The organism is Devosia alba, from assembly GCF_039938915.1.
GTDB classification, from domain to species: Bacteria; Pseudomonadota; Alphaproteobacteria; order Rhizobiales; family Devosiaceae; genus Devosia; species Devosia alba.
Map to the genome: position 1 here is coordinate 17,522 of NZ_JBDUUI010000010.1, position 16,006 is coordinate 33,527.

The window sequence follows — 16,006 nt, forward strand, 5'->3', positions numbered from 1 at the left end:
GGAACGCGGTGCATCCGGCAGGCGTTACTATCGCAAAGGAGCGCTTTGTGAATGGGAAATGCCAGGGATGGGGCGTTGGGCGAGATTGTTGCCAAGGTAGAGCAGCGGGTCGCAGACGGCGAAAAAATCTCCATCGGCATGATCCAGGCCGTTGCCGGGCAGCGGATGGCCGGACCGATGCTGCTGTTTCCTGCCCTCATCGTGGTGTCGCCGCTCAGCATTATTCCGGGATTGCCGAGCCTTGTGGGCCTCACCACAATCCTGGTCGCCGGCCAGGTGGTGTTGGGTCATGAAAAGATCTGGCTGCCGCGCTGGCTGACAGAGCGTTGCCTGTCCTCGCGCCAGGCGGAGCGGTTGATGAGCTTCCTCAAGCCGGTGTCAGCCACCATAGATGCGATGTCGAAGCGGCGCTGGCATGCACTGGTGTCCCAGCCGATACGGCGCGCAGGTGCGGTCGTCTGCGTGCTCGTCGGTGCGATCATGCCCTTCCTCGAACTCATTCCCTTCACCTCGACCGGCGCTGGCGCGATCATCGCTCTGTTCGGGCTGGCGCTGACCGCAAGGGACGGAATGGTGGCACTGGCCTGGATCGGGCTGGTCACTGGCATGATTGGCGTTGCCGCCTTACTTCTGGTGTGACCGATGCTGCTGGACCGTAACCTTCACATCCGTGCCATCGACACCTTCATCGACCCGAGCGTGCCACGCGAGCGGGCGATCATCACCCATGGCCATGCCGACCATGCGCGGAGCGGGCATGGCGCGGTGCTGGCGACCCCGGACACTATTGCCATCATGCAGACGCGCTATGGCGTCGATTGTGCGGGGCGGTTCCAGGCGCTCGATTTCGGCGTTCCGCTCCTGATCGACGATGTGTCCATCACTCTTTATCCGGCCGGACACATATTGGGCTCGGCGCAAGTGCTGGTAGAGCACAAAGGGCAACGGGTGGTGGTGACGGGCGACTATAAGCGCCTCGCCGACCGCACCGCGCAGCCCTATGAGCTGGTCAGATGCGACCTGCTGGTGACCGAGGCGACATTTGGCCTGCCAGTGTTTCAGCACCCGCTGCCGCAGACCGAAATTGCGCGGTTGCTGAAATCGGTGCGGGACAATCCCGAGCGCAGCCATCTGGTGGGATGCTATGCGCTGGGCAAGGCGCAGCGGGTGATCGCGCTGCTGCGCGATGCGGGGTGGGACGCCCCGATCTATCTGCATGGAGCGATGCTCAAGCTCTGTGGGCTCTATGAAGAACTGGGGGTGAAGCTGGGCGATCTTCGTCCGGCGCTGGATGTGCCCAGGGCGGACTTCGCGGGGCAGATCGTGATCGCGCCCCCCTCGGCCATTCGTGACCGCTGGAGCCGACGCTTTCCGGATCCGGTGGTGTGCCAGGCTTCGGGCTGGATGAGCGTGAAGCAGCGCGCGCGGCAGGCGCTGGTGGAACTGCCGGTGGTGATTTCGGACCATTGCGACTGGGGCGAGTTGCAGCAGACGGTGCACGAAACCGAGGCGGCAACTGTGTGGGTAACGCACGGCCGCGAGGATGCGCTGGTCTATTGGTGCCGGCAGCAGGGCCTCGAAGCCGAGCCGCTGCATTTGCAGGGGTTCGAGGATGATGGCGGGGAGGAGGCGGCGTGAAGCGCTTTGCCCAATTGCTCGAGCTGCTGGCGCTGACCTCATCGCGCACCCGCAAGCTGGCGGCGTTGACGCAGTATTTCCGCGACACGCCGGACCCCGATCGGGGCTATGGGCTGGCAGTGCTTACCGGCGCGCTGAATTTTGCCAATGTGAAGCCGGCGCTGCTCAAGGAAACGGTGCTGGCGGAGGTGGACGCGACGCTGTTTGCCATGAGCTATGACTATGTCGGGGATCTGGGCGAGACGATTGCGCTGATCTGGCCACATCACGGCGGGACGGGGGAATTGCCCTCGCTGACCGAGCTGATCGAGTTGTTCAATACCACCTCCAAGCGCGACTTGCCCAAGCTGATCGGCGGGCTGCTGACGCGAGCTGAAATCAATGAGCGCTGGGCGCTGGTAAAGCTGGCTACGGGCGGGTTGCGCGTCGGCGTTTCGGCGCGACTGGCCAAGACGGCACTGGCGGAAATGAGTGGGGTGGAGCTGCAGGCCATTGAGGAAGTCTGGCATGGTCTCAAAGTGCCCTATGGGGCGCTATTCGACTGGCTCGATGGCAAAACGGGGCGGCCGGACATCGATCAGTCGGCGCGGTTTCATCCGTTGATGCTGAGCAATCCGATCGATGAAGAAAGGGATCTGGCCAGGCTGGCGCCCGAGGATTTCGCCGCCGAGTGGAAATGGGATGGCATTCGGGTGCAACTGGTCATGGGCGCCGGTACTGTGTCGCTGTTTTCGCGAACTGGCGATGATATTGCCAACGCGTTCCCCGATATTGTCGACAACGCGCAGGGACGGGCGGTGCTGGACGGCGAATTGCTGGTGGGCCAGGATTTCGATCCGGGCTCGTTCAACGATCTGCAGCAGCGGCTGAACAAGAAGGTCGCGAGCGCCAGGCACCTGAGGGAAAGCCCGGCGTTCATTCGCGTCTATGACCTGCTGTTTGATGGTGACGTGGATGTGCGGGCGCTGCCCTGGTGCGAGCGGCGGGCGCGACTGGAAGCGTGGTTTGCGGCCAATCCGCAGACCCGGCTGGATCTTTCCGAAGTATTGCCGTTTGCCGATTGGGACGATCTGGCGCAGCAGCGGCGGCAGGGCGCCGATGAACACGGCCATGAAGGGGTGATGATCAAGCCCAGGCAGGCACCCTATGTGCCGGGGCGCCCGAAGGGCTATTGGTATAAATGGAAACGCGACCCCAATGTGGTCGACGCGGTGCTGATGTATGCGCAGCGCGGGCATGGGCGGCGCAGTTCATTCTATTCCGACTACACATTCGGGGTGTGGAAGGGCAATGAAATCGTGCCGATCGGCAAGGCCTATTTCGGCTTCACGGATGAGGAGCTCAAACTGCTCGACAAATGGATCCGCACCCATACGATCGGTTCGTTCGGGCCGGTGCGCGAGGTAAAAAAAGAGCTGGTGTTCGAAGTGGCTTTCGACTCGGCGCAGGAGAGTGCGCGACACAAATCGGGCGTGGCACTGCGCTTTCCGCGTATCAGCCGCATTCGCTGGGACAAGCCGGCGGCCGAAGCGGCGACGCTGGCGGATATGGCGGTGTTTGTGGCGGCAACCTAGGAGGCATTTTGATGTCATCACGATCAAATCACGAGCGGTTGCTGGCGCTGAGCAAGCAGATGGAGGAAGCGGCCGCAGCGATGGATTTTGAGAAGGCAACGGTGCTGCGCAACGAGATTGCCCGGCTCAAGGGCGAGGCGCCACTGACTGAGGGCGATGCCGATACGGTGACGGTGGGTCAGCCGCCGCCGGGCGCAATGGGGCTGGGCACGCAGGTGCCGGTTCGGCAGCCACCCAAGGGCTGGGTGAAGCCGAAAAAGCCGGACCCGCTGACCCGGAATGTGAAGGGCAAGCGCTAGCGTGACCTGGCGGGTTGCTCGCTGGTGAGTTTCTTGATTTCGCGCAGTTCGTTGATGGTGGTTTCCAAATCATCGCGCTGTCGTTCCAGTGAGGCCAGGCGTTCGTCGACCTTGTCGATGAGCAGATGCACCTGCTGGCTGCGATTGGCGTCATAAAGGCTGAGATAGTCCGAGATATCGCGCAGCGAAAAGCCCAGCCGCTTGCCGCGCAGGATCAGGATCAGACGGGCCCGGTCGCGGCGCCGGAAAACCCGAGTGGCGCCGACCCGCTCGGGGGCGAGCAGACCCTTGGATTCATAGAAGCGGATGGCGCGGGTGGAGATGCCGAACTCCTTGGCGAGGTCAGCAATGGCAAACAGATCACGGCTCTCGGTTGTTGCGGGGCTCACGTGGTTGCCGTTGACTGCGCATATTCTTCGCGCAGTTCCTTCTTGCTGAGCTTGCCGATCAGGGTTTTCGGCAGCGTGTCCTTGAAGATGATTTCCCGTGGCATTTCGATCTTGCTGATGCGCTCGGCCAGGAAGACCTTGAGCTCATCGGCCGTGATGGACGCGCCATCGCGGAGTTTGACGAAGGCGATGGGCGCTTCGCCGCGATAGTCGTCCGGCACGCCGATCACATTTGCTTCCTCGACGGCGTCATGGGCCATCAGCGCTTCCTCGATGGTGCGCGGATAGACATTGAAGCCCGAACTGATGATCAGATCCTTGATGCGATCAACGAGAAAGACATAACCGTCCTCGTCCATGTGGCCGACGTCGCCCGTGCGCAGCCAGCCATCCATGAAGGCATCCGCCGTGGCCTGCGGCTCGTTGTAGTAGGCGAGCATGACCTGGGCACCCTTGACCTGGACTTCGCCGTCTTCACCGATGCCAACCGGCGTATCGGTCTCGAGGTTGACGAAACGAATGTCGGTGCCCGGCAAGGGCAGGCCGATGGACAGGGGCTTGGAGGGTACGCGCAGGGCGGCGCAGCAGACCACGGGAGAGGCCTCTGTCAGGCCGTATCCTTCGGCGAGGATGGCCGAGGACTTCTTGCCGAAGGCCGCCCGAATTTCGTTGGACAGGGCGGCACCGCCGGAAATGGCGACCTCGATACTGGCCAATTGCTCGGATGTGGCGCCTTCGGCGCGGGCAACGGCATTGAGCAGGGTGGGTACGGCGGGTAGTACATTGGCGCGAGTGCGGGTGAGCAGGTTGAGCAGCGCCTTGAGTTCAAAACGCGGCAGCATGACAACCTGGGTGCCGTTGCAGAGCGGTACGTTCATGCAGACCGTCATGGCGAAGATGTGAAAAAACGGCAGCACCGCCACAATCTTGGCGGGGGGCAGGAACAGGCCACAGCCCCAGTGGTTGATCTGGCTCATATTGGCGGCGATATTGGCATGCGTCAGCTGGGCGCCCTTGGGCAGGCCGGTGGTGCCGCCGGTATATTGCTGGACGGCAATATCGGTCTGGGCGTCGATGACGACGGCGGTGGGCGGCTCGCCGCGTTCGACCATGGTGTGAAAATGGCTGATCCGGTCGGCAATGGGCGAGGCCTTGAGCCGGGCCAGGTCCCGGCGCTTGGCCACCGAGAACAGGATCTTCTTGACCAGCGGCAGGGCATCGGGGAAGTGGCAGACCACCAGCGACTTGATGTGGCCGGCCTGCACCAGCTTTTCGGCCTTCTCGAAGATCTGCTGCAGGTCCAGCGTCACCATGACCTCGGCGCCCGCGTTCTCGGCGATGTGGCTGAGTTCATGCACGGTGTAGAGCGGGTTGCAGTTGACCACCGTGCCGCCGGCGCGCAGCACGGCGTAATAGGCAATGGGATAGAACGGCGTGTTGGGCAGCATGAGGGCGACACGGCTGCCCTTCTTGACGCCAAACTCGCGTTGCAGGGCACCGGCAAAGGCGATGATCTTGCTGGCCAGCTCACCGAAGCTGGTTGTGCCACCCAGAAAGTCGAGTGCGACAGCGGACGGGTTTTTGGCACAGGCGGCCAGCACCTGCTCGTGTACCGGGCGAATGTCGAGCTCGACAGCCCAGTCAATGCCCTCGGGATAGCTGGCGATCCAGGGACGCACATGGGGGGCGGGACTCTTGGATGCCATCGTTTCCTCCGTTTGCCGGGTACCGGCTGGGCTTTGCGCCTTGCTGCAATGAATATCCCACGGCTTTACGTTAGCGTCAAACAACTGTCCGAGGTTTTGGACAGGCGCCAGGACGGCGTGCGGTGAAAAGGCATGTAACCCCGGGCGCTGACCTGAATAGCCGTTAACGGCGATTGGTTGACGTATACGTCAAGCATGCTAGACTGACCCTCAACAATGAGAGCATGCCGCGCTATGATCCCTGGCGCGACGTGCCTGTAACAGCGGAACGATTCGGCGAGCAGGCTGACGTTTCGGGATTGAGTTGCGTGGTGCCGTGCGCCAGCAACGCCTTGGAGGGCATGCCGTGACCATTGCGCTGATCTTGATTGCACTTATAGCCTTTGCCGTGTTGGCGCTGCGCGAATCCTCGCTGCGCGACTGGGGCCTGGTGGCGTTGGTCATCGGTATCCTGTCGCGGTTCGGCATCGATGATGGCGGCCTTGTCATGGCGACGGGCGTGATCGGCTGGGTGCTGGCGCTGTTGCCGGGGGCGATCCTGGTGCTGCTCAGCATTGCGACCATCCGCAAGCCGCTGCTGACGACCCCGATCTATGGGGCGGTCAAGTCCATCCTGCCGCGCGTCAGCCGTACCGAACAGGAAGCGCTCGATGCTGGCACCGTGGGTTGGGATGCGGAGCTGTTTTCCGGGCGCCCGGACTGGACCAAGCTGAATGCGATCCGGCCGCTGACCCTTACGGCGGACGAACAGGCTTTCCTTGATGGTCCGACTGAAGATGTCTGCGCCATGATCGACGATTGGGACACCCGCAATAACCGCGCCGATCTCAGCCCCGAAGTCTGGCAGTTCTTCAAGGACAAGGGCTTTTTGGGCATGCTGATCGGCAAGGAGCATGGCGGGCTGGGCTTCGGCGCTCAGGCGCAGTCGATGGTGGTGTCCAAGATCTCCAGCCGCTCGGTGGCCGCTGGTATTACCGTGATGGTACCCAACTCACTCGGGCCGGGCGAGTTGCTGGAAAAATACGGCACGCCAGCGCAGAAGGAAAAATATCTCGGTCGTCTGGCCAAGGGGCTGGAAGTGCCGTGTTTTGCGCTGACCGGCGTGCATTCAGGTTCGGACGCGGGCGGTATGCGCGATATCGGCGTGGTCACCAGGGGCAAGTATCAGGGCAAGGATGTGCTCGGCGTCAAGCTGAGCTGGGACAAGCGCTATATCACGCTGGCGCCGATCGCCACATTGGTGGGGCTGGCTTTCATTCTCAAGGACCCCGACAACCATCTCGGACGCGGCGAAGATATCGGCATCACGCTCGCATTGGTGCCACATGACCATCCGGGTGTCGAAATCGGACGCCGGCATTTCCCGGCGCGGCAGGCGTTTATGAACGGGCCGGTGCGCGGCACCGATGTGTTCATTCCGATGGAATTTCTGATCGGTGGTACCGATTATGCGGGGCAGGGCTGGCGCATGCTGATGGAGTGCCTGTCGACGGGGCGCGCCATTTCGCTGCCGGCCATTGGCACGACATCGATCAAGCAGGCGCTGCGCGTCACCTCGGCCTATGCCAGGGTGCGGCGGCAGTTCGGCATTCCGGTGGGCCTGATGGAAGGCGTGGCCGAGCCGCTCGGCGAGATGGTCAAGCGCGCCTACACCTATGAGGCCTCGCGCCGCCTGACCGCCTCGATGGTGGATGAAGGCCAGCGCCCGGCGGTGATTTCGGCGCTGCTGAAATATCGCACGACTGAGGCGATGCGCGACAGCGTGGATGACAGTTTTGACATCCATGGCGGCCGCGCCATTCAGGACGGGCCCGGCAACTATCTGTTCGGCGGCTATATGGCCACCCCGGTGGCTATCACCGTGGAAGGCGCCAATATCCTGACACGGACGCTGATGACCTTTGCCCAGGGCGTGCTGCGGGCACATCCTTTCCTCTACAAGGAAATCGAAGCGGCCCAGAACAAGGACAAGAAGGCGGGTCTGGATCAGTTCGATGCGGCCTTTGGCGGGCATACCAAGTTCATGCTGCGCAATATCGTGGCCAGTTTCGTGTTTGGCGTCAGCAATGGCGCGTTTGCCTCGACGCCGGTCGATACGGAAATGGCCGGCTGGTACCGCAAGCTGCACCGCTATGCGCAGGCCTTCGCCCTGACCGCAGACTGGACCACGGTCATCCTGGGCGGTCAGCTCAAGCGCAAGCAGAAACTGAGTGGCCGCATGGCCGACATTCTGGGTGATCTCTATCTGATGTCGGCGACATTGCGCCGGTTTGAGGATGAAGGGCGCATTGCCGAGGACAAGCCGCTGGTCGACGCGATCATGGCGGACCGGATCGCGGCAATGGAACATACCTTTGGCGAAGTGTTCGCCAATTTCCCCAATGGCGTTGCCGCCAATGCCATGCGCTTCTTGTGCTTCCCGCTGGGGCGGCATGCCAGGCCGGCCAGCGATCGGGTCAATTATCGTTTCGTGCGCGATGTGTTGCGCCCCGGCGCGTTCCGCGACCGGCTGACCACCGGCCTGTACGTGTCGATGGATGCCGATGACGTGACCGGTGTTCTGGAAGATGCGCTGATCAAGGTGACCGAGGCCGAGGAGATCGAGGCCAGATTCATCAAGGCGGCGCGCAAGGGCGTGATCGAGCGGCGGCTGGATCGCGATGCGATTGACGATGCGGTGGCTGCGGGCGTGCTGAACGGCAATGAAGCGGGCATTATGCGGGCCGCAGATGAAACCACAGACCGGGTGGTCGAGGTGGACGACTTTGCGCAGGACGAACTGGCGATAGAGCCCAAGAAGGCGGTGGCCAAGCCCAAACGTGAGACGGTCGCGCCGAAGCGCAAGCCGGCCCCAGCAAAGAGTGCGGCAGCGACGGCAAAGGCCAAAGCAACCGCAAAATGATCTTGAGCGTTGGCCATCGATAACCCGTCGATTTGGGGATGGAAGATAATGGGCGCTGCAGCGAACATATCGGGTGCAGCGCCTGGTTAGCCCACATAATGGGTGCCGCCCGGCACCGGGTGGGTGAGGCGCAAGCCCGAAATTCGAGGAGACACAATGATCCAGCCGCAGATGCCCGAGAGCACAAACTGGCGCTTTGAAATAGACGTGGAGGGCCTGGGCTGGCTGACAATCGACACGCCCAATTCGCCGGTCAACACGCTGAGCCGGCTGGCCATTGAAGAACTGGAACTTCTGGTGATCCGGTTCGAGGAACTGGCCAAGAGCGGTGACCTGGTCGGGGTGATTCTGCTCAGCGGCAAGGATAGCGGGTTTATCGCTGGCGCCGATGTCAGCGAGTTCGATGCGATGAGCGACTTCTCGGTTCTGCCGGGGGCGCTGCAGCGCACGCATGCACTGTTCAGCCGCATCGAAGCGCTGAAAGTTCCGATGGTGGCGGGCATTCACGGCTTCTGCCTGGGCGGCGGGCTGGAGCTGGCGCTCGCCTGCCACTACCGCGTGGCGGTGAATAACGACAAGACGCGAATTGGCTTCCCCGAGGTCAATCTGGGCATCTTCCCCGGCTTTGGCGGCACGGGCCGCTCGATCCGCCAGGCCGGACCGGTCGATGCCATGGGGATCATGCTGGCGGGCCGCCTGCTCAAGGCCGGCGCGGCGCGCGGGATGAACCTAGTCGACAAGCTGGTGCGTCATCGCGACAATCTGCGCTGGGAAGCGCGCAAGGCCGTGCTGCAGAAGCGCGGTTCGACCCAGGCGGGCTTGCTCAAACGGGTGGTGGCGATGGGGCCGCTGCGCGGCTATGTGGCCAACAAGATGCGCGCGCAGGTGGCCAAGAAGGCGCGCCCGGAACACTATCCGGCGCCCTATGCGCTGATCGATCTGTTCGAAGAGCACGGCAATAACTGGCAGGCGATGAGCCATGGCGAAATCGACCGCTTCGTGCCGCTGATGGGCAGCGATACCGCAACCAATCTGCGCCGGGTGTTCTTTGCCTCCGAGGCCCTCAAGAAGCAGGGCAGCAAGGGCGTCAAGTTTTCCCGGGTGCATGTGATTGGCGCGGGCGTGATGGGCGGCGATATCGCGGCCTGGTGCGCGCTGCGCGGCATGAGCGTGACGCTGCAGGATCTGGATATGGCGCGGATCCAGCCGGCGCTGGATCGCGGAAAGAAGCTGTTCAAGAAACGGCTGAAGAAAAAGCGCGAGGTGGACGCGGCCATGCTGCGGCTGGAGGCCGACCCCGAGGGCAAGGGCGTCAGCCGCGCCGATGTGATCATCGAGGCGGTGGTGGAGAAACTTGACGTCAAGCAGTCCATCTTTGGCGAGCTCGAATTCAAGGCCAAGCCCAACGCTATTCTGGCGACCAATACCAGTTCGATCGAACTTGAGCGCATTGCCGAAAAGCTCAAGCAGCCGGAGCGACTGATCGGGCTGCACTTCTTCAACCCGGTGGCACAGCTGCCGCTGGTGGAAGTGATCCGCTCCAGTTTCAATGCCGATGCCGAGATCGGCAAGGGCGCCGCCTTTGCGCTGGCCATCGGCAAGTCGCCCGTGGTGGTCAAATCGGCGCCGGGCTTTCTCGTGAACCGGGTGTTGATGCCTTATATGCTGGGCGCGGTGGAACGGGTGGAGCGCGGCGAGAGCAAGGAATTGCTCGACGCCGCTGCCGTGGCGTTCGGCATGCCGATGGGTCCGATCGAGCTGATGGATACTGTCGGACTCGATGTCGGCAAGTCGGTGGCGACCGAACTGGGCCATGCGGTGCCCGAAGGCAGCAATTTCGACACGCTGGTCAAGGCCGGCAAGCTGGGGCGCAAGACCGGCGAAGGCTTTTACAAATGGAGCGAGGGCAAGGCGCAAAAGGGCGAAGTGCCCGCGCATGCTGACCTCGCAGCCCTGGGCCGCGACCTGGTCAAGCCGCTGGTCGACATGACCGAAGTGGTGCTGGCCGAGGGCGTGGTCGCCAATGCGGGGCTGGCCGATATCGGAGTCATCATGGGTACAGGCTTTGCGCCGTTCCTCGGCGGACCGCTCAAGGCAAGACAGGATGGCAAGGCATGATCGTTCGAGAGCCCCGATATTCGGGCCAAACGCCCCCCTCCCTGACCCTCCCCGCAAGGGGGAGGGTGTCGACTGCACCATCGTGCGCAACATTGATCCAGACTGACGAGGATGCCAAATGACTGAACTTCGCAGAGTGGCCATTGTCGGGTCGGCACGCCTGCCGTTTGCGCGCGGCAATACCGCCTATGCTGATGAAACCAACCTTTCCATGCTCGGCGCCGTGCTGGGTGGGCTGGTCGACAAATTTGGCCTCAAAGGCACCAAGATCGACGAGGTGGTGGCCGGTTCGGTGATTGCCCATAGCCGCGATTTCAATATTGCGCGCGAAGCGAGCCTGGATGCCGGGCTGTCGCCGCGCACGCCGGCCACGACACTGCAGATTGCCTGTGGCACGAGCCTGCAGGCGGCGCTGATGCTGGGCGCCAAGATTGCCAGCGGCGAGATCGACAGCGGCATTGCCGCCGGGTCGGACACGGTGAGCGACAGCCCGATCGTCTTTGGCAACAAGTTCCAGCACCGCATGATCAATCTGGGCAAGGCGCGGACCACCGGCGACAAGTTCAGGGCGTTCAAGGGATTTTCCTTTGGTGAGTTGACGCCGGTGGCGCCCTCGGTCAATGAGCCGCGCACGGGTCTCAGCATGGGGCAGCATTGCGAACTGATGGCCAAGGAGTGGGGTATCACCAGGCAGGCGCAGGACGCGCTGGCGGTGGCCAGCCATACCAATGCGGCCAAGGCCTATGACGAAGGCTTCCATGACGATCTGCTGGTGCCCCGCGCCGGGCTGGTACGCGACAACAATGTGCGCGCCGACGCCAATATCGAGAAGATGGCGACGCTCAAGCCGGCCTTCGACAAATCCAGCGGCAAGGGCACGCTGACGGCGGGCAATTCGACGCCACTGACCGATGGCGCGTCGGCGGTACTGCTGGCCAGCGAAGCATGGGCCAGGGAGCGCGGCCTGCCGATCCTGGCCTATCTCAGCATGGGCCGGGTGGCCGGCAATGATTTCGCGCATGGCGAGGGACTGCTGATGGCGCCGACCATTGCAGTCAGCGAACTGCTGGCGCGGGCTGGGCTGGGCTTTGACGATATCGACTATTTCGAACTGCATGAGGCCTTCGCCGCGCAGGTGCTGTGCACGCTGGCAGCCTGGAATGACCCTGCCTACTGCAAGGATGTGCTGGGCCGCGACAGCGTGCTGGGGCCGATCGATCCGGCCAAGATCAATGTGAAGGGCTCCAGCCTGGCCTATGGGCATCCGTTCGCGGCGACCGGGGCGCGCATTCTGGGGCTGACAGCCAAATTGCTGGCCGCTGAGCCAGGCAAGCGCGCACTGATTTCCGTGTGCACGGCGGGTGGGCAAGGCGTGACCGCTCTGGTAGAGGGCGCGGCATGAGCGATAATGTTGTCAAATTCCGCAAGATCGAAAAAGAGCCCGAGCCCAAGCCGCCGCGCCAGGAACTGGTATTGCCCGGCTGGGTACCGTTCGCCGTGCTGATCGGGCTGGCGCTGCTGATCTATGGTGTGCAGCAATCGGGTTTGCTGGCCGGCTAGACGCGTTTTCCACAGATCGTGAACCGCCCGCAGAGGCGTTGCCGCATTGCCCGGCACGGCAATGCTTGTCACTGCACGCCCCTGTTGACGCATAGGTCAATCTTTTGCTTGTCAGTAGGCGGAATTGCGTAATACCGTCCATTAATCTTGCCCGGCCGGCTCCAAGCTCCGGCCACAAGCCAAATAAATCCGCGGCGCCATGATCGCGGAAACAATGATGTTTTCAGGAAGTCCGCAAGGAGATGGAACGCGCATGAAAATCACTCAAACCCTGACAGCGGTCGCAACCGCCGGCGCCATGGCGCTGCTGATGAGCACGGCCGCTTCGGCCGTCACGCTCAACATGATGAACGGCTCCGAGCCTGGTTCGATCGATCCGCACCAGGCATCGGGCGACTGGGAAAACCGCATCATCGGCGACTATATCGAAGGCCTGATGACCGAAGACGCCGATGCGCAGGCCATTCCCGGCCAGGCCGAGAGCCATACCGTTTCCGACGATGGCCTGGTCTATACCTTCAAGCTGCGTGATGGCATCCAGTGGTCGGACGGCACCCCGGTGACCGCCGGCGATTTCGTCTTCGCCTTCCAGCGCCTGTTCGATCCCAAGACCGCTTCGGACTATGCCTATCTGCAGTTTCCGATCAAGAACGGTTCGGAAATCGCCGAAGGCACCGTGACCGATTTCGACGAACTGGGCGTCAAGGCCCTCGACGACAAGACCGTTGAAATCACCCTCGAAGGCCCCACGCCGTTCTTCCTGCAGGCGCTGACCCACTACACGGCCTATCCCGTGCCCAAGCATGTGATCGACAAGGTCGGCACCGAGTGGACCAAGGTCGAGAACATCGTTTCGAACGGCCCCTACACGCCTATTGAATGGCTTCCGGGCAGCTACATCAAGTCGGTGAAATCCGAGACCTACTGGGATGCCGCCAATGTCCAGATCGACGAAGTGAACTACTTCGTGCAGGAAGACCTGGCCGCCGCCCTGTCGCGTTATCGCGCCGGTGAATATGACATCCTGACCGACATTCCGTCGGACCAGGCCGAGTGGATCAAGACCAATCTGCCCGGCCAGGACTATTTTGCCCCGTTCCTGGGCATCTATTATTACGTGATCAACCAGGAGAAGCCGCCGTTTGACAATGCCGAGGTCCGCAAGGCGCTGTCGATGTCGATCAACCGCGACGTGATCGGTCCCGACGTGCTGGGTACCGGCGAACTGCCAGCCTATGGGTGGGTTCCCGAAGGCACGGCCAACTATGAAGGCGTGACCCCCTACCAGCCCGAATGGATCGGTCTTTCCTATGAAGAGCGCGTGGCAGAAGCCAAGGCGATCATGGAAGGGCTGGGCTATACTGCGGATTCGCCGTTGCCCGTGCAGCTCAAGTACAACACCAATGACAACCATCAGCGGATCGCCGTGGCGATCAGCTCGATGTGGGAACAGATTGGCGTCAAGACCGAGCTGTTCAACTCCGAAACCGCCGTGCACTACGACGCCCTGCGCGCCGGTGATTTCGAAATCGGTCGTGCCGGCTGGCTGCTGGACTATTCGGACCCGTCCAACACGCTTGATCTGCTGCGCACCGGCATCATGCAGGACGGCGCGATGAACTGGGGCAATAACTATGGCCGCTACGCGAACGAAGAGTTCGACGCGCTGATGGATCAGGCCACCACCGAGCAGGACCTCGTGGCACGCGCCGCGATGCTCGGCGAGGCCGAAAAGATCGCGATGGATGAAACCGCCGCGTTCCCGATCTACTGGTACATCGCCCAGAACGTGGTGTCCCCCGAGATCAGCGGCTTCGTCAGCAACGCATCGGACATTCACCGGACGCGTTGGCTCTCCAAGGCCGAGTAGCCGCCGAAACCGTGTGGCGTCGCCCCCAGGAGGGGCGGCGCCGCAGTTTTATCCACCAGGCCTCTGACCTGAGGGCGCGGTGGATGTGAAAGGTCCAAAAAATCCATGTTTGGCTATGTGACGCGGCGTGTGCTGTCAGCGATTCCGGTAGCGTTGATTGCCGTTACTGCCTGTTTCTTCATTCTGCGGCTGGCGCCTGGCGGCCCCTTCGACGGTGAACGCGCGCTGCCCCCGACAACGCTGGCCAATTTGCGGGCGCACTACAATCTCGACCTGCCGCTGATCCAGCAATATTTCATCTATGTCAGCCGTCTGCTGCAGGGCGATTTTGGCCCCTCCATGGTGTATAATGACTTCACCGTCGCCCAGATGCTGTGGATCGGGCTGCCTTTCACGCTGACGCTGGGCCTGTCGGCCTTCGTCATCGGTACGCTGGTGGGGCTCGTGGCCGGCGCGCTGTCTGCCGTCAACCAGAACAAGTGGCCGGACTATCTGTTGGTCATGATCGTGGTGATCGGGCTGGTGGTGCCCAACTTCCTGATGGCTGCCATCCTGCAACTGGTTTTCGGTGTCTATCTCAACTGGGTGCCAGCAGGGGGGTGGCAGAGCGGCTCGATTCCCCATCTGGTGCTGCCGATCACCGTGCTGGTGCTGCCCCATGCGGGACGGACGGCACGACTGATGCGCGGCTCGATGGTCGAAGTGCTGAGTACCAATTATGTGCGCACCGCCAAATCCAAGGGTCTCGGCCAGCGGCTGATCCTGGCGCGCCACGCCATCAAGCCGGCACTATTGCCGGTGGTGTCCTATCTCGGCCCGGGGCTATCCTATCTGCTCACCGGCTCGCTGGTGGTGGAGCAGATCTTTGCGCTGCCCGGCATTGGCCGCTACTTCATCAGCGCCGCACTGAACCGCGACTATGGCCTCGTGCTGGGAACAACCATTTTGTACATGTTCGTTATCCTGGCGGTGAACCTATTGGTCGACATTCTCTATGCCTGGCTCGATCCGAAGGTGAGGTACAGCTGATGGCTGGGATTACTGGCAAGGACGCGGTACTCACCGAGTATGCGCACAGGCTCGAAACGCTCGACGCGCCCAAGGGTCGGTCGCTGACCCAGGATGCCATACGGCGCCTGGTCCGCAACAAGGCCGCGGTACTATCGGTCTTCGTGGTCGGCTTCATCATCATCTTCGCGTTTGCCGGGCCATATTTCCTGCCCTGGACCTATGACAAGATCGACTGGAGCGGCATCCGCAAGCCGCCCAATTTCGAGGCCGGGCACTATGCCGGCACCGACCAGAATGGCCGCGACATGCTGGCCCGCATCATGCAGGGCACGCAGATGAGCCTGATCGTGGCGGGCGTCGCGACGCTGGTCTCGGTGATCATCGGAGTGATCTACGGCGCCGTTGCCGGCTATTTCGGTGGCAGGGTCGATGCGGTGATGATGCGCTTCGTCGACATCATGTATGCGCTGCCCTACATTCTGTTCGTCATCATTCTGGTGGTGATCTTCGGGCGCAATCCAGTGCTGCTGTTTGTCGGCATCGGCTTTCTCGAATGGCTGACCATGGCGCGGATCGTGCGCGGACAGACCATGTCGATCAAGCAGCGCGAGTTTGTCGAGGCGGCCAAGGCGGGCGGGGCCAAGCCCTGGACCATCATCTTCCGCCATATCGTCCCCAACCTCACCGGTCCGGTGGTGATCTATGCCACGCTGACCGTGCCCGAGATCATTCTGACCGAGAGCTTCCTCTCCTATCTGGGCCTGGGCGTGCAGGAGCCGCAGACATCATTGGGCACGCTGATCTCGTTCGGCGCGCCCGTGGCCGAGACGCTGCCCTGGATGCTGATCGGGCCGGCGGTGGTTCTGGTGAGCCTGCTGCTCTGCCTCACCTATATCGGCGACGGCCTGCGCGACGCCCTCGACCCCAAGGATCGATAGA

13 protein-coding genes are annotated in these 16,006 nt (G+C 62.3%); 11 read left to right on the plus strand and 2 right to left on the minus strand.

Going from position 1 to position 16,006, the window contains the following annotated elements:
• Positions 1-51 precede the first annotated feature (51 nt).
• The 4 genes from ABFY71_RS14375 to ABFY71_RS14390 are packed head-to-tail and all read left to right on the plus strand — an operon-like array spanning position 52 to position 3,511.
• On the plus strand, positions 52-639 hold the full coding sequence (locus ABFY71_RS14375; protein WP_347946706.1) for an exopolysaccharide biosynthesis protein: 588 nt from the start codon (positions 52-54) through the stop codon (positions 637-639).
• 3 nt (positions 640-642) lie between these two features.
• Positions 643-1,638, plus strand: coding sequence for a ligase-associated DNA damage response exonuclease (locus tag ABFY71_RS14380; protein ID WP_347946707.1), 996 nt, complete (start codon positions 643-645; stop codon positions 1,636-1,638).
• On the plus strand, positions 1,635-3,212 hold the full coding sequence (locus ABFY71_RS14385; protein WP_347946708.1) for a cisplatin damage response ATP-dependent DNA ligase: 1,578 nt from the start codon (positions 1,635-1,637) through the stop codon (positions 3,210-3,212). Before ABFY71_RS14380 ends, ABFY71_RS14385 begins: the two co-directional genes overlap by 4 nt.
• An 11-nt stretch (positions 3,213-3,223) precedes the next feature.
• Entirely contained in the window at positions 3,224-3,511 is a 288-nt protein-coding gene (locus ABFY71_RS14390; RefSeq protein ID WP_347946709.1) for a UvrB/UvrC motif-containing protein, read from the plus strand.
• Here ABFY71_RS14390 and ABFY71_RS14395 read toward each other — a convergent pair.
• Positions 3,508-3,900 (minus strand): MerR family DNA-binding protein, encoded by a 393-nt coding sequence (locus ABFY71_RS14395; RefSeq protein ID WP_305576922.1) that lies wholly within the window; start codon positions 3,898-3,900, stop codon positions 3,508-3,510. The genes ABFY71_RS14390 and ABFY71_RS14395 overlap by 4 nt on opposite strands.
• Entirely contained in the window at positions 3,897-5,606 is a 1,710-nt protein-coding gene (locus ABFY71_RS14400) for a long-chain-fatty-acid--CoA ligase (RefSeq protein ID WP_347946710.1), read from the minus strand. Before ABFY71_RS14400 ends, ABFY71_RS14395 begins: the two co-directional genes overlap by 4 nt.
• Before the next feature lie 346 nt (positions 5,607-5,952).
• Between ABFY71_RS14400 and ABFY71_RS14405 the strand changes: the two genes are divergently transcribed.
• The 7 genes from ABFY71_RS14405 (at position 5,953) to ABFY71_RS14435 (ending at position 16,005) form a co-directional block, all read left to right on the plus strand.
• Positions 5,953-8,508, plus strand: coding sequence for an acyl-CoA dehydrogenase (locus ABFY71_RS14405; protein WP_347946711.1), 2,556 nt, complete (start codon positions 5,953-5,955; stop codon positions 8,506-8,508).
• 156 nt (positions 8,509-8,664) lie between these two features.
• Positions 8,665-10,626 carry a 3-hydroxyacyl-CoA dehydrogenase NAD-binding domain-containing protein gene (locus ABFY71_RS14410; RefSeq protein ID WP_347946712.1) on the plus strand — a complete coding sequence of 654 codons (1,962 nt, stop codon included), beginning with the start codon at positions 8,665-8,667 and terminating at the stop codon, positions 10,624-10,626.
• Positions 10,627-10,744: 118 nt separating this feature from the next.
• Positions 10,745-12,028, plus strand: a complete 1,284-nt coding sequence (locus tag ABFY71_RS14415) for an acetyl-CoA C-acetyltransferase (RefSeq protein ID WP_347946713.1) — start codon at positions 10,745-10,747, stop codon at positions 12,026-12,028.
• Positions 12,025-12,186, plus strand: a complete 162-nt coding sequence (locus tag ABFY71_RS14420) for a hypothetical protein (RefSeq protein ID WP_305576932.1) — start codon at positions 12,025-12,027, stop codon at positions 12,184-12,186. The genes ABFY71_RS14415 and ABFY71_RS14420 overlap by 4 nt, the downstream gene beginning before the upstream one ends.
• 253 nt (positions 12,187-12,439) lie before the next feature.
• Positions 12,440-14,056, plus strand: a complete 1,617-nt coding sequence (locus ABFY71_RS14425) for a peptide ABC transporter substrate-binding protein (protein WP_347946714.1) — start codon at positions 12,440-12,442, stop codon at positions 14,054-14,056.
• 105 nt (positions 14,057-14,161) lie between these two features.
• A complete protein-coding gene (locus tag ABFY71_RS14430; RefSeq protein ID WP_347946715.1) occupies positions 14,162-15,085 on the plus strand; it encodes an ABC transporter permease in 924 nt (307 codons plus the stop codon).
• Complete coding sequence (locus ABFY71_RS14435) at positions 15,085-16,005, plus strand: ABC transporter permease (RefSeq protein ID WP_347946716.1); 921 nt, start codon at positions 15,085-15,087, stop codon at positions 16,003-16,005. The genes ABFY71_RS14430 and ABFY71_RS14435 overlap by 1 nt, the downstream gene beginning before the upstream one ends.
• Position 16,006 lies beyond the last annotated feature (1 nt).

Coding starts and splice junctions, on each gene's coding strand:
- ABFY71_RS14375 (WP_347946706.1), top strand. CDS start 52: ATGGGAAATGCCAGGGATGGGGCGTTGGGCGAGATTGTTGCCAAGGTA.
- ABFY71_RS14380 (WP_347946707.1), top strand. CDS start 643: ATGCTGCTGGACCGTAACCTTCACATCCGTGCCATCGACACCTTCATC.
- ABFY71_RS14390 (WP_347946709.1), top strand. CDS start 3,224: ATGTCATCACGATCAAATCACGAGCGGTTGCTGGCGCTGAGCAAGCAG.
- ABFY71_RS14400 (WP_347946710.1), bottom strand. CDS start 5,606: ATGGCATCCAAGAGTCCCGCCCCCCATGTGCGTCCCTGGATCGCCAGC.
- ABFY71_RS14410 (WP_347946712.1), top strand. CDS start 8,665: ATGATCCAGCCGCAGATGCCCGAGAGCACAAACTGGCGCTTTGAAATA.
- ABFY71_RS14415 (WP_347946713.1), top strand. CDS start 10,745: ATGACTGAACTTCGCAGAGTGGCCATTGTCGGGTCGGCACGCCTGCCG.
- ABFY71_RS14420 (WP_305576932.1), top strand. CDS start 12,025: ATGAGCGATAATGTTGTCAAATTCCGCAAGATCGAAAAAGAGCCCGAG.
- ABFY71_RS14425 (WP_347946714.1), top strand. CDS start 12,440: ATGAAAATCACTCAAACCCTGACAGCGGTCGCAACCGCCGGCGCCATG.
- ABFY71_RS14430 (WP_347946715.1), top strand. CDS start 14,162: ATGTTTGGCTATGTGACGCGGCGTGTGCTGTCAGCGATTCCGGTAGCG.
- ABFY71_RS14435 (WP_347946716.1), top strand. CDS start 15,085: ATGGCTGGGATTACTGGCAAGGACGCGGTACTCACCGAGTATGCGCAC.